Origin of the sequence: Streptomyces sp. NPDC005963, assembly GCF_040638655.1 — a bacterium.
GTDB lineage: Bacteria > Actinomycetota > Actinomycetes > Streptomycetales > Streptomycetaceae > Streptomyces.
The window spans coordinates 1-15,777 of record NZ_JBEXVD010000037.1; the positions used below are offsets into that span (position 1 = coordinate 1).

Below are 15,777 nucleotides of genomic sequence, written 5' to 3' on the forward strand. Positions count from 1 at the left end.
TGGACCTTCCCCGACGGCAAGGTTCTCATCCTGCTGTCGGAGGGACGTCTCCTCAACCTCGGCAACGCCACCGGACACCCGTCCTTCGTGATGTCGAACAGCTTCGCCGACCAGACCCTGGCCCAGATCGAGCTGTTCACGAAGCCGCAGGAGTACCCGACCGACGTCTATGTGCTCCCCAAGCACCTCGATGAGAAGGTTGCCCGGCTCCACCTGGACGCCCTCGGGGTGAAGCTGACCACGCTCCGTCCCGAGCAGGCGTCCTACATCGGCGTCCAGGTCGAAGGCCCCTACAAGCCGGACCACTACCGCTACTGAGGCTGAAGCACCTGTTTCTGAGCCATGTATCAGTGGGTCACGAGTGGTCGGCCTGAAGTGGAAGCGTTGCGTGGGCGTTCGGGGAACGGTCACTGTGACCGTTCCCCGAACGGAAGTCTCTGCGGCTGGCGCGAGGGTAGGAAGTGATGTCGGTCCGTAGCACTGGGGCCTGGAGCCCTTGGAGGCAGGCTGGCAGCTCAGTCGTCAACCGACATGGGTGCCGAACAAGTCGCGGCAGACAGTGCCGCTATTTCCACGCGGGAGACGAGGCAATGCCGATAGAACCTCAGGGACGCCCCAATCCGACTCTCCGGAAGCAGGGATCGTTGCCTGATCCACACCCCGCCTCATCCAACAGTTCGGCCGCCGCGACGCCGCCCTGGCAATCCAGAGTCATGGATCCTCCGCCATAGCGCACCGACGTCACGCGTCCCGCGCGGGACGGCATATAGGGCTGCGCTCATGTCGACCAACGACTCAGAACCCTCTGCAGACTTCTCAACCAACAGGCTTTACATCTCAGAGTTCGGAAACAGCCACTGAGAGGTCGTTTTTGCCTGATTGGTTGCGGTATCACCATTTTTTCTACTGTCCGGTGCTGGTGAGGCGATCGGGTTGGTGGTGGATGTTGTGGCGAGTGGTGTGGCACCTGGGGTAGAGAGCGGCTTGCGCCTGTCTCATTCCAGGACGCCCGGGTCTGTTCCGTGCTTCCACGCGGGCGAACGCACGCCTGGGCGCACGCCCCAGACTGGCGGTATGCCCAGTTCATGGCTGACCGTCGTGCGTATCCGAGTGATCTGTCCGATGCCCGCTGGGAGTTGATCGAGCCGGTGCTGTCCGCGTGGCGCTACGAGCGCCACGGCCGAGCGGGGCTTCGGCCGTCCCGCCGAGCTCGACCTGCGCGAGATCATGAATGCGATCTTGTACGTGGACGGCACCGGGGTGCAGTGGCGTTACCTGCCGCACGATTTCCCGCACTGGAACTCCGTCTACGGCTACTTTGCTAAGTGGCAGAAGGACGGCATCCTCGCCCAGTTCAAGGCCTGTTGAGGGAATTGGTCCGCGAGCAGGGAGGGCCGCAACGCCGAGCCCTCGGCCTGTGTGATCGACGCACAGAGCGTGAAAGCTCCACCAGCGTGCCCGCGACGAGCCAGGGCACGGACAACGCTAAGAAGATCGTGGGCAGGAAGCGCAGCATCGTGACTGACACGCTCGGCCTCCTGCTCGCGGTCCTGGTCACCGCGGCCAGCACCGACCTCGCACACGCTGGCCTCCCCATCGCTCCTCACCGCCTGCCGCGCACAGGCCACTGGCCTCAACCAGTACCCCAGCACCCGCCCGCGCCCTGAGGTACGGAGAGGTACACGGGCAGGACGCTCTCCCGCACAACTCGACCACCCCACTCTGCGCCCCGGCGACCACTCCCGCCTCCAGCACATCCACCAAGCATCCAACCCTCCTGGGGCACACCCCGCACCCCCAAGAGCACGAACAGCCCCAACCAGGCAGTGAACCCCTCCACCTGACACCTACTCACCCAGTTCACAGAGGTGCTCAACACGGGACCGGCAGATTCGCAGTGACTGGCCATCTTCGTTCGTTCCTCTCGAAAATCCGAGAAGGCTCCAGGACGATCGGGGGTATCCTCTGTTTTCGCCAAACCTACGTGGTGCATCATGGTGATGCACCGCCACACTAAAACCCGGAACGAACCATCCCGACCCCCTCGTAGCCAGCCAGGCCCGCGCTAGCGGGCCTTCAACGGTCCTGGAGGCGCAGCCGGAAGGACTATTGGGAAGGGGGAGCGTAGCGGACCCGCCCCAACCGGGCCGAAGCGAAGCGAAGGCCCTAAAGAGTGGGCGCAGCCCACACCCCGGTCCGGGAGCGCAGCGAACGGACCGTCACCCCCCAAGCAAAGCTTGGGGGGTGTGTGACCCGCGCAGCGGGTCACCAGCGCTCCCGCGGAGCGGGTACCACATCGCTGCGCGATGTGCAAGCGAACCCCCGCGCTGCGCGCGGGGGTTGCGCTCCCGCTCCGCGGGAGCGCTGGCGGGACGCCGCGCGTCCCGCTCACTAAGCCCGCTGCGCGGGCTTAGTGACGCTCCGTCCGCTGCGCTTCCGGAGCTGCGCGGTTTCGCCGCGCCGGCCCTGGGCTCCGCTTCGCTCCGCCCTGGGCCGGCGGGTCCTCTGCGCTCCCCCGCCTCAAGGGCCCGCTGGCGCGGGCCTGGCTGGCTATGAGGAGCGGGGAGCGTTCGTTGTGGCGGGTTCTAGTGTGTTGCTGCCTCAGGGAGATGCAGCATGTATTGTTGGCAGAAATATGGGACACCCGCCAGTCACTCGGGAACCTCCCAAGTTTCCGAGAGGATGGCCAGATGGCCGGTCACCGCGAATCTACCGGACCAGATCCCGTGCTGGGCAGCGATTCTGTGCGTCGGGTGACGCAGTACCAGACGTCGGGTGTGAAAGCCCGGTTGAGGCTGTTCGCGCTCCTGGAGGCGCAGGGCGTACCCGCGAGCGAGCGGACGACCTGGAGGCCAGGGCGGTCGCCGGGGCGCAGTGCGAGGTGGTGGAGCTGGACGGCATGGTGGCGGCTTCTTGGGGTGCGCTGTGTTCGCGGACGGCTGGGACGAAGGCGTGATGGCGGTGAGCGAGGCCCGGGGGCATGGCGGGCCGGGATGGCTACGGCGCGGCGGTCGGTCGGATTCGTCCGGGAGTCCGTGCTGCTGCGCGCCTATCCGCGCACCATGGCGCGGCGCCGGGTGCTGGGCGAGGCCGGCGGTCTGTGTGCGGCGCGGAGGGTGAACAGCGACGAGGACTGCATCCTCTGCGCGCTCGGTGTCGGGCACTACGACCTGGACGACCAGGCGCCCTTCAGGGACGGAAAGCCCGGCTGGCACAGGGCGGGTGCGTCGATCTGGAACGGCTCGGGTGCGGTCTGTATTCCGCACGCGGCCATCTGAAGGACCACAGGAATAGGAATCGGGGAGGGCTTGGAAATGCTTTTGGTTCCGCTCAAGGAACACCAGGTCGACCAGAAATTGCGCTTTCGTAGCTGGGTCGGATTTCCTGCAAGATCCTTTGTGCCCCCGGAGGGGGCGCGCGCTATGGGGGTGTCCGCGACCGGGTCCGGTAAGACGATCACCACCGCTGCGTGCGCTCTGGAGTACTTCCCGGGCGGGCGGATTCTGGTGATGGTGCCCACGCTTGACCTGATCGTGCAGAGTGCCCAGTCCTGGCGGCGGGTCGGGCACCGGGCGCCGATGGTCGCCGTCTGCTCGGTGGACAAGGACGAGGTCCTGGAGCAGCTCGGAGTGCGCACCACCACCAACCCGATCCAGCTCGCCCTGTGGGCCGGGTCGGGGCCGGTGGTCGTGTTCGCCACGTACGCCTCCCTCGTGGACCGCGAGGACCCCGCCGACGTCACTGGTCGCCGGACTGTCCCTGGGCCGTTGGAATCGGCTCTGGCGGGCGGGGAGCGGCTGTACGGGCAGCGGATGGCCCCGTTCGACCTGGCCATCTTGGATGAGGGGCACATGACGGCCGGAGATATGGGTCGGCCGTGGGCGGCAATCCACGACAACAGCCGGATCCCTGTCGACTTCCGGCTCTACCTGACCGCCACCCCGCGCATCCTCGCAGCGCCCCGGCCGCAGCGCGGGCGAGACGGCCGGGAGGTGGTGATCGCGTCGATGGAGGACGACTCCCGCACCTACGGCACCCGGATTTTCGATCTAGGGCTGGCGGAGGCGGTAGAGCGGTCGATCCTCGCCGGTTTCGAGATCGACGTGCTCGAGATCCGCGACCCCGACCCGATCCTCGGCCTGTCCGAGGACGCGCTGCGCGGCCGGCGCATGGCCCTGCTCCAGGCCGCCCTGCTGGAGCACACGGCGCAGCGGAATCTGCACACCACCATGGTGTTCCACCAGCGGGTCGAGGAAGCGGCCGCGTTCGCCGAGCAGATGCCGGCGACGGCCGCCGAGCTGTACGCCGCTGAGGCCTCCGCGGCGGCGCTGGCCGAGGCGGAGGAACTGCCCGCGTCGTCGATCGACGCAGAGCTGTACGAGCTGGAAGAGGGCCGGCACGTGCCCCCGGACCGGGTATGGGCGGACTGGCTGTGCGGGGGCCACCCCATCGCCCACCGGCGGGAGGTCATCCACCGGTTCGCCAACGGCATCAACGCCCAGAACCGACGCGTACACCGGGCGTTCCTCTCCTCAGTGCGCGCCCTCGGAGTCGGGGTCGACATCACCGGCCTGCGCGGGGTCGAGGCCGTGTGCATCGTCGGCTCGCGCAGCTCCCAGGTCGACATCGTCCAGAACATCGGACGTGCCCTGCGCCCCAACCCGGACGGCACGACCAAGACGGCGCGGATCATCATCCCCGTCTTCCTCCAGCCCGGGGAGGACCCGAAGGACATGGTCACCTCGGCCAGCTACCAGCCCCTGGTCGACATCCTCCAGGCCCTGCGCTCGCACTCGGAACGCATGGTCGACCAGCTCGCCTCCCGCGCCCTGACCCGCGGTACCGAACGCCGGCGCATCCACGTCCGGTCTGACCGCGGCGCAGCAGGAGCAGACCGTGGTGAGGACGGCGAGGAGGTCAGCGAGGCGCAGCAGGACGTCGACCGGGTCACCTCGGTCGTGGTCAACTTCGCCTCTCCCCGCGACGCCGCCGACATCGCCGCCCTCACCCGCTGCCGCGTCATCCGCCCCCAGTCCCTCGTCTGGCTCGAGGGCTACCAAGCCCTCCTGCGGTGGCGTGCCGAGAACGGCATCACCGGCCTGCACGCCATTCCCTACGACACCGAGACCGTAGTCGGGACGACGAAGGCGTTCCCGCTGGGGCGATGGGTCCATCAACAGCGAAAAACGCTGCGGGCCGGAGAACTCGACCCCCACCGCAAAGACCTCCTCGACATGCCAGAGGCCGGCATGGTGTGGGAACCCGGCGACGAAGTATGGGAAACCAAACTCGCCGCACTCCGCTCCTACCGACGCGCGCACGGGCACCTCGCACCCCGACAAGACGCCGTCTGGGGCGAAGGCGAGGGAGAGGGCCTGGTGCCGGTCGGGCAGCACATGGCCAACCTCCGCCGCAAGGGCGGCCTCGGCAAGGAGCCGGAACGAGCCGCAGCACGCGCGGCGCAGCTGGCGGCGATCGACCCGGACTGGAACTGCCCCTGGCCCCTCGACTGGCAACGCCATCACCGCGTTCTGGCGGACCTGGTCGACGCCGACGGCAGCCTGCCCGACATCGCACCCGGCGTGACCTTCGAGGGCGACGACATCGGACGATGGCTCCAGCGGCAAACACAGCCGGGCACCTGGAAACAGCTCTCCGAGGAGCAGCAGCAGCGGCTGTCCGGGTTGGGCGTGGAACCTGCCCAGGCGCCGCCTCCGGCCCCTGCGTCCAGCCGTACGACGAAGGGGACGGGCAAGGCCCAGGCAGCGTTCCAGCGCGGACTGACCGCCCTCGCGCAGTGGGTAGAGAGGGAAGGCCCGGACCGGCCCGTGCCGCGCGGCGCGGTCGTGGAGATCGACGTCGACGGCGAGACGGAGCCGGTGATCGTGAAGCTGGGCGTATGGGTATCGAACACCAAATCGAGGCGGGGCAAACTCACCCAGGAGCAGATGAATGCGCTGCGGGAACTGGGGCTGGACTGGGCCTGACTCGGTCTGGCGCTGAGCCGCAGTGCGCGATAGCCCGGGCCGCGATGACCTGGGCTGTCGAGCTTGTACCCGCTCCGACTTTGGAGGTGACGGCAGCTTGTATGGCTTCCTCGTGGGGGGAGGAGCTTATGGAGCCAGCAACTGGTCGAAGAACCCGCTCAGCATGAGCTTGGCAGCCTGCCGATCCACGAACTCGGCTCCGCCAAACCGGTACACCTCGTACCCCTGAAGACGAATCCGCCGATCTTCTCGGACCATGTCGGCGTATAGGTCGGGTGCGGCCTTCCCATCACGCGAGTAGTGCTCCTTCCCGTCCAGCTCGAGAACGTATCGGCGACCGCCGGGAGCGAGCATCAGGAAGTCCATCCGCTGCCGCGTCAGCACCCTGCCTTCCGCTCGTTGGTTCCGCTGATGTTGCGCCAAGGGGTCGTAATGGAGATAGACCTGTGGCAACAGAGCAGGACAGTCGCCGAAGCCTCGCTGCATCGCGTGATCCCAGTAGGTGTCGAACAACAGCTGCTCCGGGACGTTGAGTGCCCCCCTCAGCCGCTTCAGAAGCGCCTGCAGCCTGAGGTGCTCAGACATCCCGTACATGCCGTCCTGGAGGTGCCACCACTTGCTGAGTTCGCTCCAGGTGAGGCCCGAGGCTCCCACTGGACGGTCATACAGCAGGCAGTGGTCCTTGTTCTTCGTGATCTCGATGACACCACCTGCGACGTCCCTCCAGACGATCTCTGGCTTCAGCTCGGCGGCGAAGATGAGGTTGCGCAGCTCGCCGCGCAGCCCCCGCAAGCCTCCGGTGAAGGTGGTCTGCTCGCGTCGTTCCAGCGCTGCGCGTGCTGGGGCAAAGACCCTAGTCAGGTCAGTAATGAGGTCATTCTTGTGTTCCATCCGGAACGAGTAGTAGCCCTGCTTGTCGTGAAAGGGGACCTCGAACTCGATACCGAGGCGGCGCAGAACGGCCTTGAGACACCGTATGACCGCTCCCGTCTCCGAGTTGTCCATCAGTCCGTCGTGCTCAGGGTCCTGGGGCAAGTCGTCGATCAGCAGGTCGATGAGAGCGTGCGCAGCCTCTTCGTCACCGCCGGCAGCCGGGGCGGTGCGAAGCTCGTTGATGGCCGCGCGGTTCAACCTCGTGTATGAGTAGTTGTCACGCTGGACAGTTTCAAAGAAGAGTTCCTGCGGCACCCTGTCCCCCTCAGCCTTCGTCCGGCAGAGCCCGAACGCCGGAATGATGATCTCGCAGGCCACTGACATCGAGCAGGAACTTTCGAAGGCTTTGCGTTGCGGTGGCAGGCACAGATCGACGGCACCTGTGGCAGGTCCGGCTCTCTGCGTGTGTCAGCCGAGGCAGACCCTGGCTTCGGTACTAGCACGCCTGTCAGGGCCGGTGATCCTGCTCAAAGATCGGACCGTTCGCCTGGGCGCTGCGCCTGGTCGCCACGCCTGACCTTGATCACCAGGTACGTGAGGCCGGTACCGTGCGCAGGGTCGCCAGATCGATCTGGTGCTGGTGGTGAAGTCGGCATCCACGCCGCCCCCCGTCCCAACCTCTCTCCCTCCGATAGCCACCCTGCGGTCGTCAGCGGCGTCGTGACCAGAACCGTGAGACCCATATCAGCCTCGGGCTGACAGCGGCACTCGAGATGGACCGGCGGGTGGGCGGTCAATGAGTTTGGTGAAGAAGCCGGCCAGCAGCGGCTGGGCGCGGTCCCGGTCGCGGAGTTCGTCGTGGCCGAAGCGGAACACCTCGTAGCCGAGGAACTTCAGGTCGCGGTCCCCGGCCATGGTCGCAGCGTATTTCGCGCTGTCGGGTTCGGTCCCTTCGTTGCGGGTGTAGTGCTGCATGCCGTCGACTTCCAGCACCACTCGCCGGTTTCCCGGGAGCAGCATGAGGAAGTCCATCCGCAGGTTCTGCATAGCGTGCGCGCCGCGTTGGCGAAGGTTCTTGGGGTCCCAGTGCAGCCAGATCGCCGGCAGGAGGGCGGGCACGTCGTTCAAGCGGTCCCGGTTGGCGTGGTGATAGTGCCAGAACAGATTCTTCTGTCCTGGGGATTTTGGTGGCAGAGAAGCCTCCATGCGGCTGTAGAGGGTCCGCGCCGCCTGCTCCTGATCAGTGATATCCCGGGTTTCCTGCCACCAGTCCAGAAGGTCTCGCCAGAGCAGTCCCTCCTTGCCGACGGGGCGGTCGTAGACCAGCACCTCGTCGGCGCGCTCAGCTACCTCGATGTCGTTGTCGAGGGCGCTGGTGAAGCGGATGTCGGGCTTGCCCAGGGTGGCGAAGATGAGGTTGCGCGGTCGGCGTGCGGTACCGCGGCCATGCTGGACAAGCTGGAAGTGGGGGTAGCCGTCTACTTCTCCGTGCTGGCTCAGTTGGGCGCCGGCGAGGTTCAGGTGCCGGTTAGCCATCTCGACGAAGCGGCGCTGCGCCGGCTCTTCGGGTAGAACGGCGGGGGATGCCAGGTCCTCGAGGAAGTGTCCGAAGCGAGGGTGCGGTGCTTCGAAGGCACCAAGCTGCTCGAAGAACTGCTCGGTCGTCCAGTCGTCCGGGAACCGAATCACGTGGCGCTCGATCTGACTGCGCAGGCTGTTTGTCGGGGTGGTCCACCCGCCGAGTGGATCGTTGTCCAGGTGCCACAGTCGGCCCAGCAGGCTCATGAAGCGGTCCGGGTAGCCGAGGTGGTCGGACAGGTCGAAGTCTCTGGCCAGCTCGCGCCTGGTCCGGCCCGGGATGTGCACGTGGTGGCGGCCGAGCCATAGAACATCCTGCAGCGCCATCCGCTCGGCCTGGTCGAGCTCCTCCTGCTCAAGAACCGCTGCGGCGACATCCGGCAGGCGGTCGTCGGGGCAGGCTTTCAGGCCGGCTACCAGGCGCTCGTGCTTGGTACTGCCCTCGCTGGGCTCGGGAAGGCCGAGGCGCTCGCACAGCGCCGGCAGTTCCTTCTCGGTGTAGCGCCTGTACAGCGTGAGGAGCACGCCGTCGATCAGCCTCCGCAACAGCGCGATGTCTATCTGGTCCCCCATCCCATGATGATGAGCGGCACCCGGGCACGATTCCACCTGTCCGCTCACCTTGCCAAGTAGCCAAACTCGCGGTGCACTCCGTCACCGTCCCTCTACCTTGATGGGCATGTCGCACGAATCGATTCATGAGCACCTGCTGATATCGGCCCGGAAGTGGGCGCGTACGGCTGTCGACGCGTACCTGGAGGAGCCCATCGACCAGGACTTCGCCGTGCACCACATGGCGGTCGCGGTGGAGCACGCGTCCAAGGCGTACCTGGCGTCTATCGCTCCTGTGCTCCTCGCGTCGGAGAAGCAGCCGAGCGTGGACGACCTCCTGGTCCTGAGCGGCAACGAAGACAAGACGAAGAAGGGCCGTGCCGGCCTCAAGACCATCGGCGGTGAAGGGGCCATCCTCAGGGCAGCGCAACTCCTCGGTCCCGAGCACAAGACGCCTGCCAAGCTCAAGGAACTGCGGGAGTCCCGCAACGGCATCACCCACATGGGGTGGGGCCAGCCCGTCACCGAGTGCCGCGCACTCCTGGCCGCGGGCATCGAGCACATCAACGCGCTCCTGAAGGCCCTGTCGGCAGGACCCGACGGCTTCTGGGGCGCGCACCTCGAAGCCTGCACCGCACTGGTGGCCCAGGCCATCAGCGAGATGGAGATCCGGTACCACGCGAAACTCCGCCAAGCCCGCGAGCGCTTCGCCCAGACCACCCGGAGCCTGTCGGAGGCTGAGGTCACCGAACTCGTCAGCAGCCTTTCTGCACTGCCGACAGCCGCTCCGGGGCTGCTGTCCGTACCCGCAGAATGCCCCGCATGCGGCCACACCGGTTTCGCAAGCGGCCGGGACAAGCTGGGCGACTACCTGGAGATCTGGTTCCTCCCCCGGCGCTTCGGGTGCCGCCTGTGCGGTCTCACACTCACGAGGTGGGAACTGGACCTCGCTGGAATCAAGGCCCAGACACTCAGCGACGACGAAGAGCCCGACCCCGCCTGGGAACCCGACTTCGAGACGTACTGAGGGAGCAGGCTGAGGCTCCTCCGTTGCCCGTGGTGCCCCATCCACCGAGGAATTCGGACAATGCACGGGGCGACGGCGGCGAAGACCAAGCGCCGGAGCTCGGCCGACTCCAACGCCTCCACCTCACACTGCACCGGGTGCTCGATGTCGAAACCGTAACGGCGGGCGAAGGCCGGCCAACTCGGGTCGCGGCGCTTTCCCTCGGTTGCCGGGTCCCATACGCGCGCATCTGCTCGTAGGTGAGCAGCGCCCGGGTCACCGAGCTCCAGCAGCCCGTGCGCTCCACCCAGTCCCGCTCGATGTTCTCACCCGAGCAGTCGAAGTCGCCGACCACTGCAATGTGGGCTTCGCGGTGCTCGTGGGTGACAAGGGCGCGGACGACGTCGGCGTAGGACTGGGAGCCGAAACCCACAACACACCAGGCCAACCAGCACCCCACGCACCAGCAAGCCGCCTCCGAGCATCAGCATTTGACCGTCCCTGCGGTGGGTCCTCAGGGGCAACGGTGGCCCGGGGCAGGGTGGGCCATCCAAACCGCGACATCGGCGACCCGTAGCGCGCTGACCGTCTCGGGCAGGCCCGCGCTCTGCCGCAGGCCAAGGAGCCGGTGGTGCAAGGCCGCATCGTCCCCGCGCAGGGCGGTGCGCAGATCGGTCCAGAACGACGGCGGGTGGCCGAGCGCACAGCGCACGACCCGGTCGTAGACCGGCAGCAGCCGCGGCCGCTTACGGGCTAAGAGCTTCCCGGCGATCACCCACCCAATCTTGTACTGGTCCTCCAACAAGCACCAGGCCCGGTACGCTGGCGAGCCGTCCACGACGATCGAGACATCAGCGTCGGACAGATCTGTGTCGGAAGGGATACTTCGCAGCAGTTCGGACAGTTGGGTGCCCAGCGGGCCTTCCAGCAGGTCAAGAGCGACGGGCGCGGGGACGGTCACCGACAGGGTCTGCACAGCTACCAGGTCCTCTGCGGTGAACCGGTCCGCGACCTGCAGACGGTCACCCCCGCCCGCCAGGTGCTCGAACCGGCCCCCCGTGAACGCTCCGGCGCCCGGGGGCAGGCCGATCCCGAAGTAGCGGCGCAGGTCGTCCACCACCTGCTCCGCATTCAGAACGGCGTGCAGGCGCTGCCCCACCACGGACGGCGCCCCGCCAGAGGAACCAGGCCCCATGACGAGCTCGTTCACCTCAGATACCTGTGCCCTCTTTTGTGGCCAGTGGCGTCGGCTGGGCCGCCCATACCTCGCTGATCAGGGTGAAGGATGTAGTAAGCATTCCGGCCCCCCAGTGTGGGGGCATGACGGAATGAGTTCTCTGGCCGTGGGCAATGCGGTTGCGGAGCTTGCGCCCATCGTGGAGGAACTCCGTCTGCCGCTCGGTCAGGAGGCCACTCTTTTTGCCCTGCTTGATGAGGGCGTGGAGCGGCTTCGTGCCGGAGTCGGGGATCTTGGCCCGGAGGACGATCTCCATCGCGATCAGGGCATGCAGGAGGGCCACAGTGGAGAACTCGTAGCAGAAGTAGGAGTGGCGCAGGAGCTCGCGGGCGGTGTGCAGCACCGTTACTGCGGACTGCGGGATACCGGAGGGCACCGTCAAGCCGGCGACGATGTCGTGCATGTCGGCGTACTGGTTGACGAAGTGATGGGCCCGGGGGTCGGGCACGGGGAATGGCAGGTGCTGATCGGCTGCGGCGTTCCACGGCATCGGCATCCGTGTGCCGCTGTCGGCAGGCCCCGTCCGGGCAGGTGGCTCCTCCCCGAGGAAGATCACAGCCAGGGCGAGCTGGAGCACGAGCGCTGCCCGGTGCCGGGAAGGCGTGTCGATTAGGTCGTGCAGGACGTTGTTGCGGAGGTTCATCTGACCCTCAGCGTTGCCCAGCACTGTGCGGAGGACGAGGGGCCACGGCTCGGGGAAGCCGAGTTCATCCAGCTTGTCGAGGAGGGAGCCAAGCTGCTGGACCTGTCCGATGGTCTCCCATTTTGCGTGCGTGATCACCGCGATGTCGGCTGCCTGGAGTCGGCGGCGCAGTGTGCCTTCGAGGCGCGGCAGGGCCAGGGCCAGGGCCGTGTCGACATCGCCCTCCCAGAACGCCTCGAAGGCGCGGGCGAGACCACGTATCCGAGTCTCTGGAGCATGCTCTGGGCTGGCGAGGAACGGCACGAGGTCCTCCGCTGTCGGGCGGAACCGGTCGCGGACTCGGTCCAGCTGGGCTTCGACGACCAGGCCGTGCACGTCGAGGGCGAAGACGTGCTGCTGAAAGAAGAAGCCCTCGCCTCCGGTGCTGTCGCTCCCGACGGTGCGCGTCACGACGGGGCCGTTGGGGTTGATGTACACCGTCGGCAGGGACAGCAGCCGGGACTGCAGGGCCGCGGAGCCACTCATCGTGGGAGCAGTGGTGGCGATGAAGTGAAGTGCGTGCTCACTGCTGTCGGCGGCGTCGATGGCCGCGCTCGCTGCCTCCAGGTAGCCCGCCGGCAGGGGGACCGAGGTGCGGATGGCATCCATAGAAAGTTCGTCCCGACCGATCTTCTGCTGCGTTCGGCGCACCTCGTCAAGGGCGTCGGTCAGCCCGCTGTCGCGGGCATGTCGAGCAGCGTCTTCCAGGGCGAGGAGTTTCCGCAACCCGGTGCTGCTTTCGGCCAGTTCCATACGGGTGCGGTGGATCTGTTCGTCCACGTCGCGGTGCTCGTGGGCGCTCACCACGCAGCGGAGCTCTTCAAGGAACTCCACCCGGTAGTGGAACTGGCCCTCTCCCCGGTACTCGTCGACGGCACGTTCGAGCAGGGGGCGCACGGCGGACCTGTCGTGCGTGCTGACCACGAGTGGGGCGGTCATGAGGCCGAGCACGCCCGGCGACGGGGGCTTCCAAGCGAGCGCGGCCTGGCCGAGGGCGATCATCTCGCCGACGATGTCGGTACGCTCCGGCTGCCGCGTAGCGGCCACCAGGCCGTAGGCGAGCACCAGGGCATCCGCTGCAGCAAGTCGGGCCACCTCGGCTTCGAAGGGTGCCGCCCCTCCCGGCTCCGGAGGGTGGACGAGCGCCTCTAGGTGTTCCTCGGCCTTCGTCAGCAGCGTGCAGGCACCAGCCCGGTAGCTGCGCACCGCAGAGCGGAGGTGCTCGATGGGCCGTGTCCCGTGCCGGGCCACCCAGAGCAGGTGGTAAAGCCGGGCCCGGACCAGGGGATGGGTCGTCTCGGGGGCGTAGGCCGCCCAGGCCTCAAGGACCGCGGGCGCCATGTCTTTCACGGCCCTCGGAACCAGGTCACCGTTGTCGTCGGTGCTGCGGAACGGTCCGAGGACAACGTCCCAGGTGCCGTCCTGCACCCGGAACTCCATGGCCGCCCACAGGGCCGCGAAGTGCTCGTGCTCCTCCTCGCCCGGGTCCGTGTGCGACCAGCCAGCGCGCAGTTCCCGCCCAACCTTGTGCAGTGGTTCGCAGGAGTCGACTCCGCTGTTCACCGCGCGAAGAACTGTTGGCTGAGCATCCATCTCGACTCCTGACTCCAGGTGTAGCGGTCGAACTCCGTACGGATTGGGGCCGCCGACGGTCGCCAAGCCGGATGCCCTCCAGAGCGCCGGCGTTCATCCGAGACCCTGGGCCCAGAGGACCGGGCACTTTGGCAATGCGGGAAGCCGTCAGTCTGGTCGTCACGAGCCGCGCGGTCGGGGTGCCGTGTCCGGGAGCGGCGTGCGGCTGCCCGTGAGCAGCGCCTTGAGGTAGGCGGTGTGCGCGGTGAGCAGGGCGATGGCGCGGTCGGTTCCGCCCGGCAAGAACGGCAGCACGATCAGCGCCGGGACCGCGGCGGCCAGGGCCAGCAGGACAGCCGGGGTGAGGAGGGCGACCAGCAGGACGCGCTGGATCGCGCCGAGCGTGGAGGGCGGGGGCAGGAACGGGAACGTCATGGCCCCCATCAAAAACGGTGCTCTCTCGCTTTTTGTAATGGTCGGTGTCACACGTCAGTCCAGAAGCTCGGCGGGTGGTGGTCGAAGGCCGCGTTCCATGCCTCGCCCATCGAGTGCTGGAGCAGCGTGGCCGTCGTCCGGTGGGCGTGGGTCGCCAGCCACTGCACGATCTCCGACCGGGTGCTGGCGACGACTTCGTCGGCGACCGGGCCGCCCGGCCACGGCCATGTCGCGGGACTGGGGCTGAAGTGCACGCGGGCCCAGCGGGCGAGCCGGCGGAAGTCCGTGACGCTTCCGCTGTCCCTGGCCGCCTCGAGGCGGCCACGGTAGAAGTCGTCATGCAGGCGGTTCAGGACGTCGTCCATGACTTTCAGGGTCGCCGCGCGGGCCTCTGCCATGAGGCGGCGGCGCTGTGCGGCGTCGATGTAGCCGAATTCGTAGGCCTGCGAGGCGGGCAGCCGCAGGACGGCTGGGACCGGCATGAGATCGGATTCACCGTCGTCGCTCCAGTCGAGGAGCATCGCCTCGATGAAGGTGCCGGTCTGGTCCGGGGCGAGTCCTGCGGCGGCCGCGACAATCGGCTCGATGCCCTCCACCGGCCGCATCCGCCCGTCGTTTCCACGAGTCAATGGCCACACCGCCGGGGCCCCGCCGGAGGTGAAGACGAGCAGCCGGCCCGCCGCCACCCACCTGGCGTACGGCTCCCGCAGTGCGGCACCGTGCCCGCCGGCCGCGCGGGCACGCCAGTTCGGCGGGGTGCGCACCAGCCACCCTGGCGGGAGGTTCGTGCGCGCGGCCGCACGGCCGCGGGCGACCAGCCAGACCTCGAAGTCCTCGACCTCGACCGTGCGGTCGGCACGCCACACCGCGCCGCCGCCGCGGCCGGAGTCGTCCCAGTCTCCGATCCCCCGGCGCAGTTCCTCGCGGGTGGCGGCGTCGGCATACCGGTAGTCCAGGCGCAGTTCCCGCCACGGTTCCCCCTGCTCGAAGAGCATACGCTCCGAGGCGTCCGTTCCGGGGCCGGTCAGCAGCAGGCGTGCGATGTTGGCCGCCACCCAAAAGCGGACCGCGGAATGCCAGCCCGTCTCCCCCTCCAGTGCCGCGGCCACCCGCAGCAGACGGGAACTGGCTCCCGGCCCACCGGCAGATGCGCCGGTTGCGCTTGCGTCCTCGTCGGGGAACTCCGCCCGGGACACCGCCTCGTGGACCGCAAGTTCCGGTGCAGTGCTCGTCGCCGCCACCGCCAGACTCCACAGGCCCCGGGCCGACCGGTGTCGCAGGACAGGCCGCAGACCGTCGAGGTATGTGTCAGTGAACGGCTCCTGGACGGCGATGGCAGTCATCACCGCGTCGGTCAGCTGACGGCTCTGGTAGTCGCGGTGCGCCCGCTGGAACTGGCCGGGAAGCCGCAACGACACCGCCCGTGCCCGGTCGGCCACCCCCGGACGCAGACGCAACCGCAACGGCCCCCCGAAATCCGGGACCCACCGGTGCTTCCGCCTGCCAAGCGCCGGCGGGTAGCGCAGCACCGTGGAGATGTGCGTGAGGCGCAGGTCCGGTCCGCGGTGCTCCTGCACCTCCAAGTGTTCGTCGAGCAGTTGACGAACCGTCTCATCCCTGGACAGGTCCCGGCGGGCGGCAATGGCCTTCACTGCGGCAAGCGCACAGGCCGGAAGCCAGACATTCGTCTCCACATGAGTCGGCATGCAGCAAGTATCCCGACGCCCATCGCCCCATGCCCACCCCCTTCGCTCGGCGGCCGGGGAATGCCATTCGGACCCCGGCCCGCACCGTGGCTGAGTACGTTGGTCCAAAGGTCTGCCATGCCCGATAAGCGGTGGATACGATCTAGTCG

10 protein-coding genes and 1 pseudogene are annotated in these 15,777 nt (G+C 67.7%); 5 read left to right on the forward strand and 6 right to left on the reverse strand.

All coding sequences use genetic code 11. The annotated features are described in order from the left end of the window. The 4 genes and pseudogenes from ABZ348_RS31855 to ABZ348_RS31870 all read left to right on the forward strand — a co-directional run. Positions 1 to 318 (forward strand): adenosylhomocysteinase (locus tag ABZ348_RS31855; protein WP_358939004.1); only part of this gene is annotated, 318 nt, incomplete at its 5' end. 767 nt (positions 319 to 1,085) lie between these two features. After that, a pseudogene (locus ABZ348_RS31860) lies at positions 1,086 to 1,568 on the forward strand (IS5 family transposase); the annotation flags it as partial. Between the two features lie 1,425 nt (positions 1,569 to 2,993). Beyond that, positions 2,994 to 3,278: a hypothetical protein gene (locus tag ABZ348_RS31865; protein ID WP_358939006.1), complete on the forward strand. Its 285-nt coding sequence runs from the start codon at positions 2,994 to 2,996 to the stop codon at positions 3,276 to 3,278. Positions 3,279 to 3,314: 36 nt separating this feature from the next. Beyond that, positions 3,315 to 5,987 (forward strand): Helicase associated domain protein, encoded by a 2,673-nt coding sequence (locus ABZ348_RS31870; RefSeq protein WP_358939008.1) that lies wholly within the window; start codon positions 3,315 to 3,317, stop codon positions 5,985 to 5,987. A gap of 126 nt (positions 5,988 to 6,113) precedes the next feature. Here ABZ348_RS31870 and ABZ348_RS31875 read toward each other — a convergent pair whose 3' ends face one another. After that, entirely contained in the window at positions 6,114 to 7,244 is a 1,131-nt protein-coding gene (locus tag ABZ348_RS31875) for a hypothetical protein (RefSeq protein WP_358939010.1), read from the reverse strand. Between the two features lie 360 nt (positions 7,245 to 7,604). Continuing rightward, the gene (locus tag ABZ348_RS31880; RefSeq protein WP_358939012.1) at positions 7,605 to 9,011 is read right to left on the reverse strand and encodes a hypothetical protein; all 1,407 of its coding nucleotides are present in this window, start codon (positions 9,009 to 9,011) and stop codon (positions 7,605 to 7,607) included. 106 nt (positions 9,012 to 9,117) lie between these two features. Here ABZ348_RS31880 and ABZ348_RS31885 point away from each other — a divergent pair, with 106 nt between their 5' ends. Next, on the forward strand, positions 9,118 to 10,017 hold the full coding sequence (locus ABZ348_RS31885; RefSeq protein WP_358939013.1) for a hypothetical protein: 900 nt from the start codon (positions 9,118 to 9,120) through the stop codon (positions 10,015 to 10,017). 493 nt (positions 10,018 to 10,510) lie between these two features. Here the strand turns inward: ABZ348_RS31885 and ABZ348_RS31890 are convergent, their stop codons facing one another. The 4 genes from ABZ348_RS31890 to ABZ348_RS31905 form a co-directional block, all read right to left on the reverse strand. Continuing rightward, the gene (locus tag ABZ348_RS31890) at positions 10,511 to 11,206 is read right to left on the reverse strand and encodes a DUF6308 family protein (RefSeq protein ID WP_358939015.1); all 696 of its coding nucleotides are present in this window, start codon (positions 11,204 to 11,206) and stop codon (positions 10,511 to 10,513) included. A 1-nt stretch (position 11,207) separates the two neighbouring features. Further along, on the reverse strand, positions 11,208 to 13,508 hold the full coding sequence (locus tag ABZ348_RS31895) for a hypothetical protein (protein WP_358939017.1): 2,301 nt from the start codon (positions 13,506 to 13,508) through the stop codon (positions 11,208 to 11,210). Between the two features lie 159 nt (positions 13,509 to 13,667). Further along, positions 13,668 to 13,922, reverse strand: coding sequence for a dTMP kinase (locus ABZ348_RS31900; RefSeq protein ID WP_358939019.1), 255 nt, complete (start codon positions 13,920 to 13,922; stop codon positions 13,668 to 13,670). A 47-nt stretch (positions 13,923 to 13,969) separates the two neighbouring features. Further along, positions 13,970 to 15,628 carry a hypothetical protein gene (locus ABZ348_RS31905; protein WP_358939021.1) on the reverse strand — a complete coding sequence of 553 codons (1,659 nt, stop codon included), beginning with the start codon at positions 15,626 to 15,628 and terminating at the stop codon, positions 13,970 to 13,972. Between the last annotated feature and the right edge of the window lie 149 nt (positions 15,629 to 15,777).

Coding starts and splice junctions, on each gene's coding strand:
- ABZ348_RS31865 (WP_358939006.1), top strand. CDS start 2,994: ATGGCTACGGCGCGGCGGTCGGTCGGATTCGTCCGGGAGTCCGTGCTG.
- ABZ348_RS31870 (WP_358939008.1), top strand. CDS start 3,315: ATGCTTTTGGTTCCGCTCAAGGAACACCAGGTCGACCAGAAATTGCGC.
- ABZ348_RS31875 (WP_358939010.1), bottom strand. CDS start 7,244: ATGTCAGTGGCCTGCGAGATCATCATTCCGGCGTTCGGGCTCTGCCGG.
- ABZ348_RS31880 (WP_358939012.1), bottom strand. CDS start 9,011: ATGGGGGACCAGATAGACATCGCGCTGTTGCGGAGGCTGATCGACGGC.
- ABZ348_RS31885 (WP_358939013.1), top strand. CDS start 9,118: ATGTCGCACGAATCGATTCATGAGCACCTGCTGATATCGGCCCGGAAG.
- ABZ348_RS31895 (WP_358939017.1), bottom strand. CDS start 13,508: ATGGATGCTCAGCCAACAGTTCTTCGCGCGGTGAACAGCGGAGTCGAC.
- ABZ348_RS31900 (WP_358939019.1), bottom strand. CDS start 13,922: ATGACGTTCCCGTTCCTGCCCCCGCCCTCCACGCTCGGCGCGATCCAG.
- ABZ348_RS31905 (WP_358939021.1), bottom strand. CDS start 15,628: ATGCCGACTCATGTGGAGACGAATGTCTGGCTTCCGGCCTGTGCGCTT.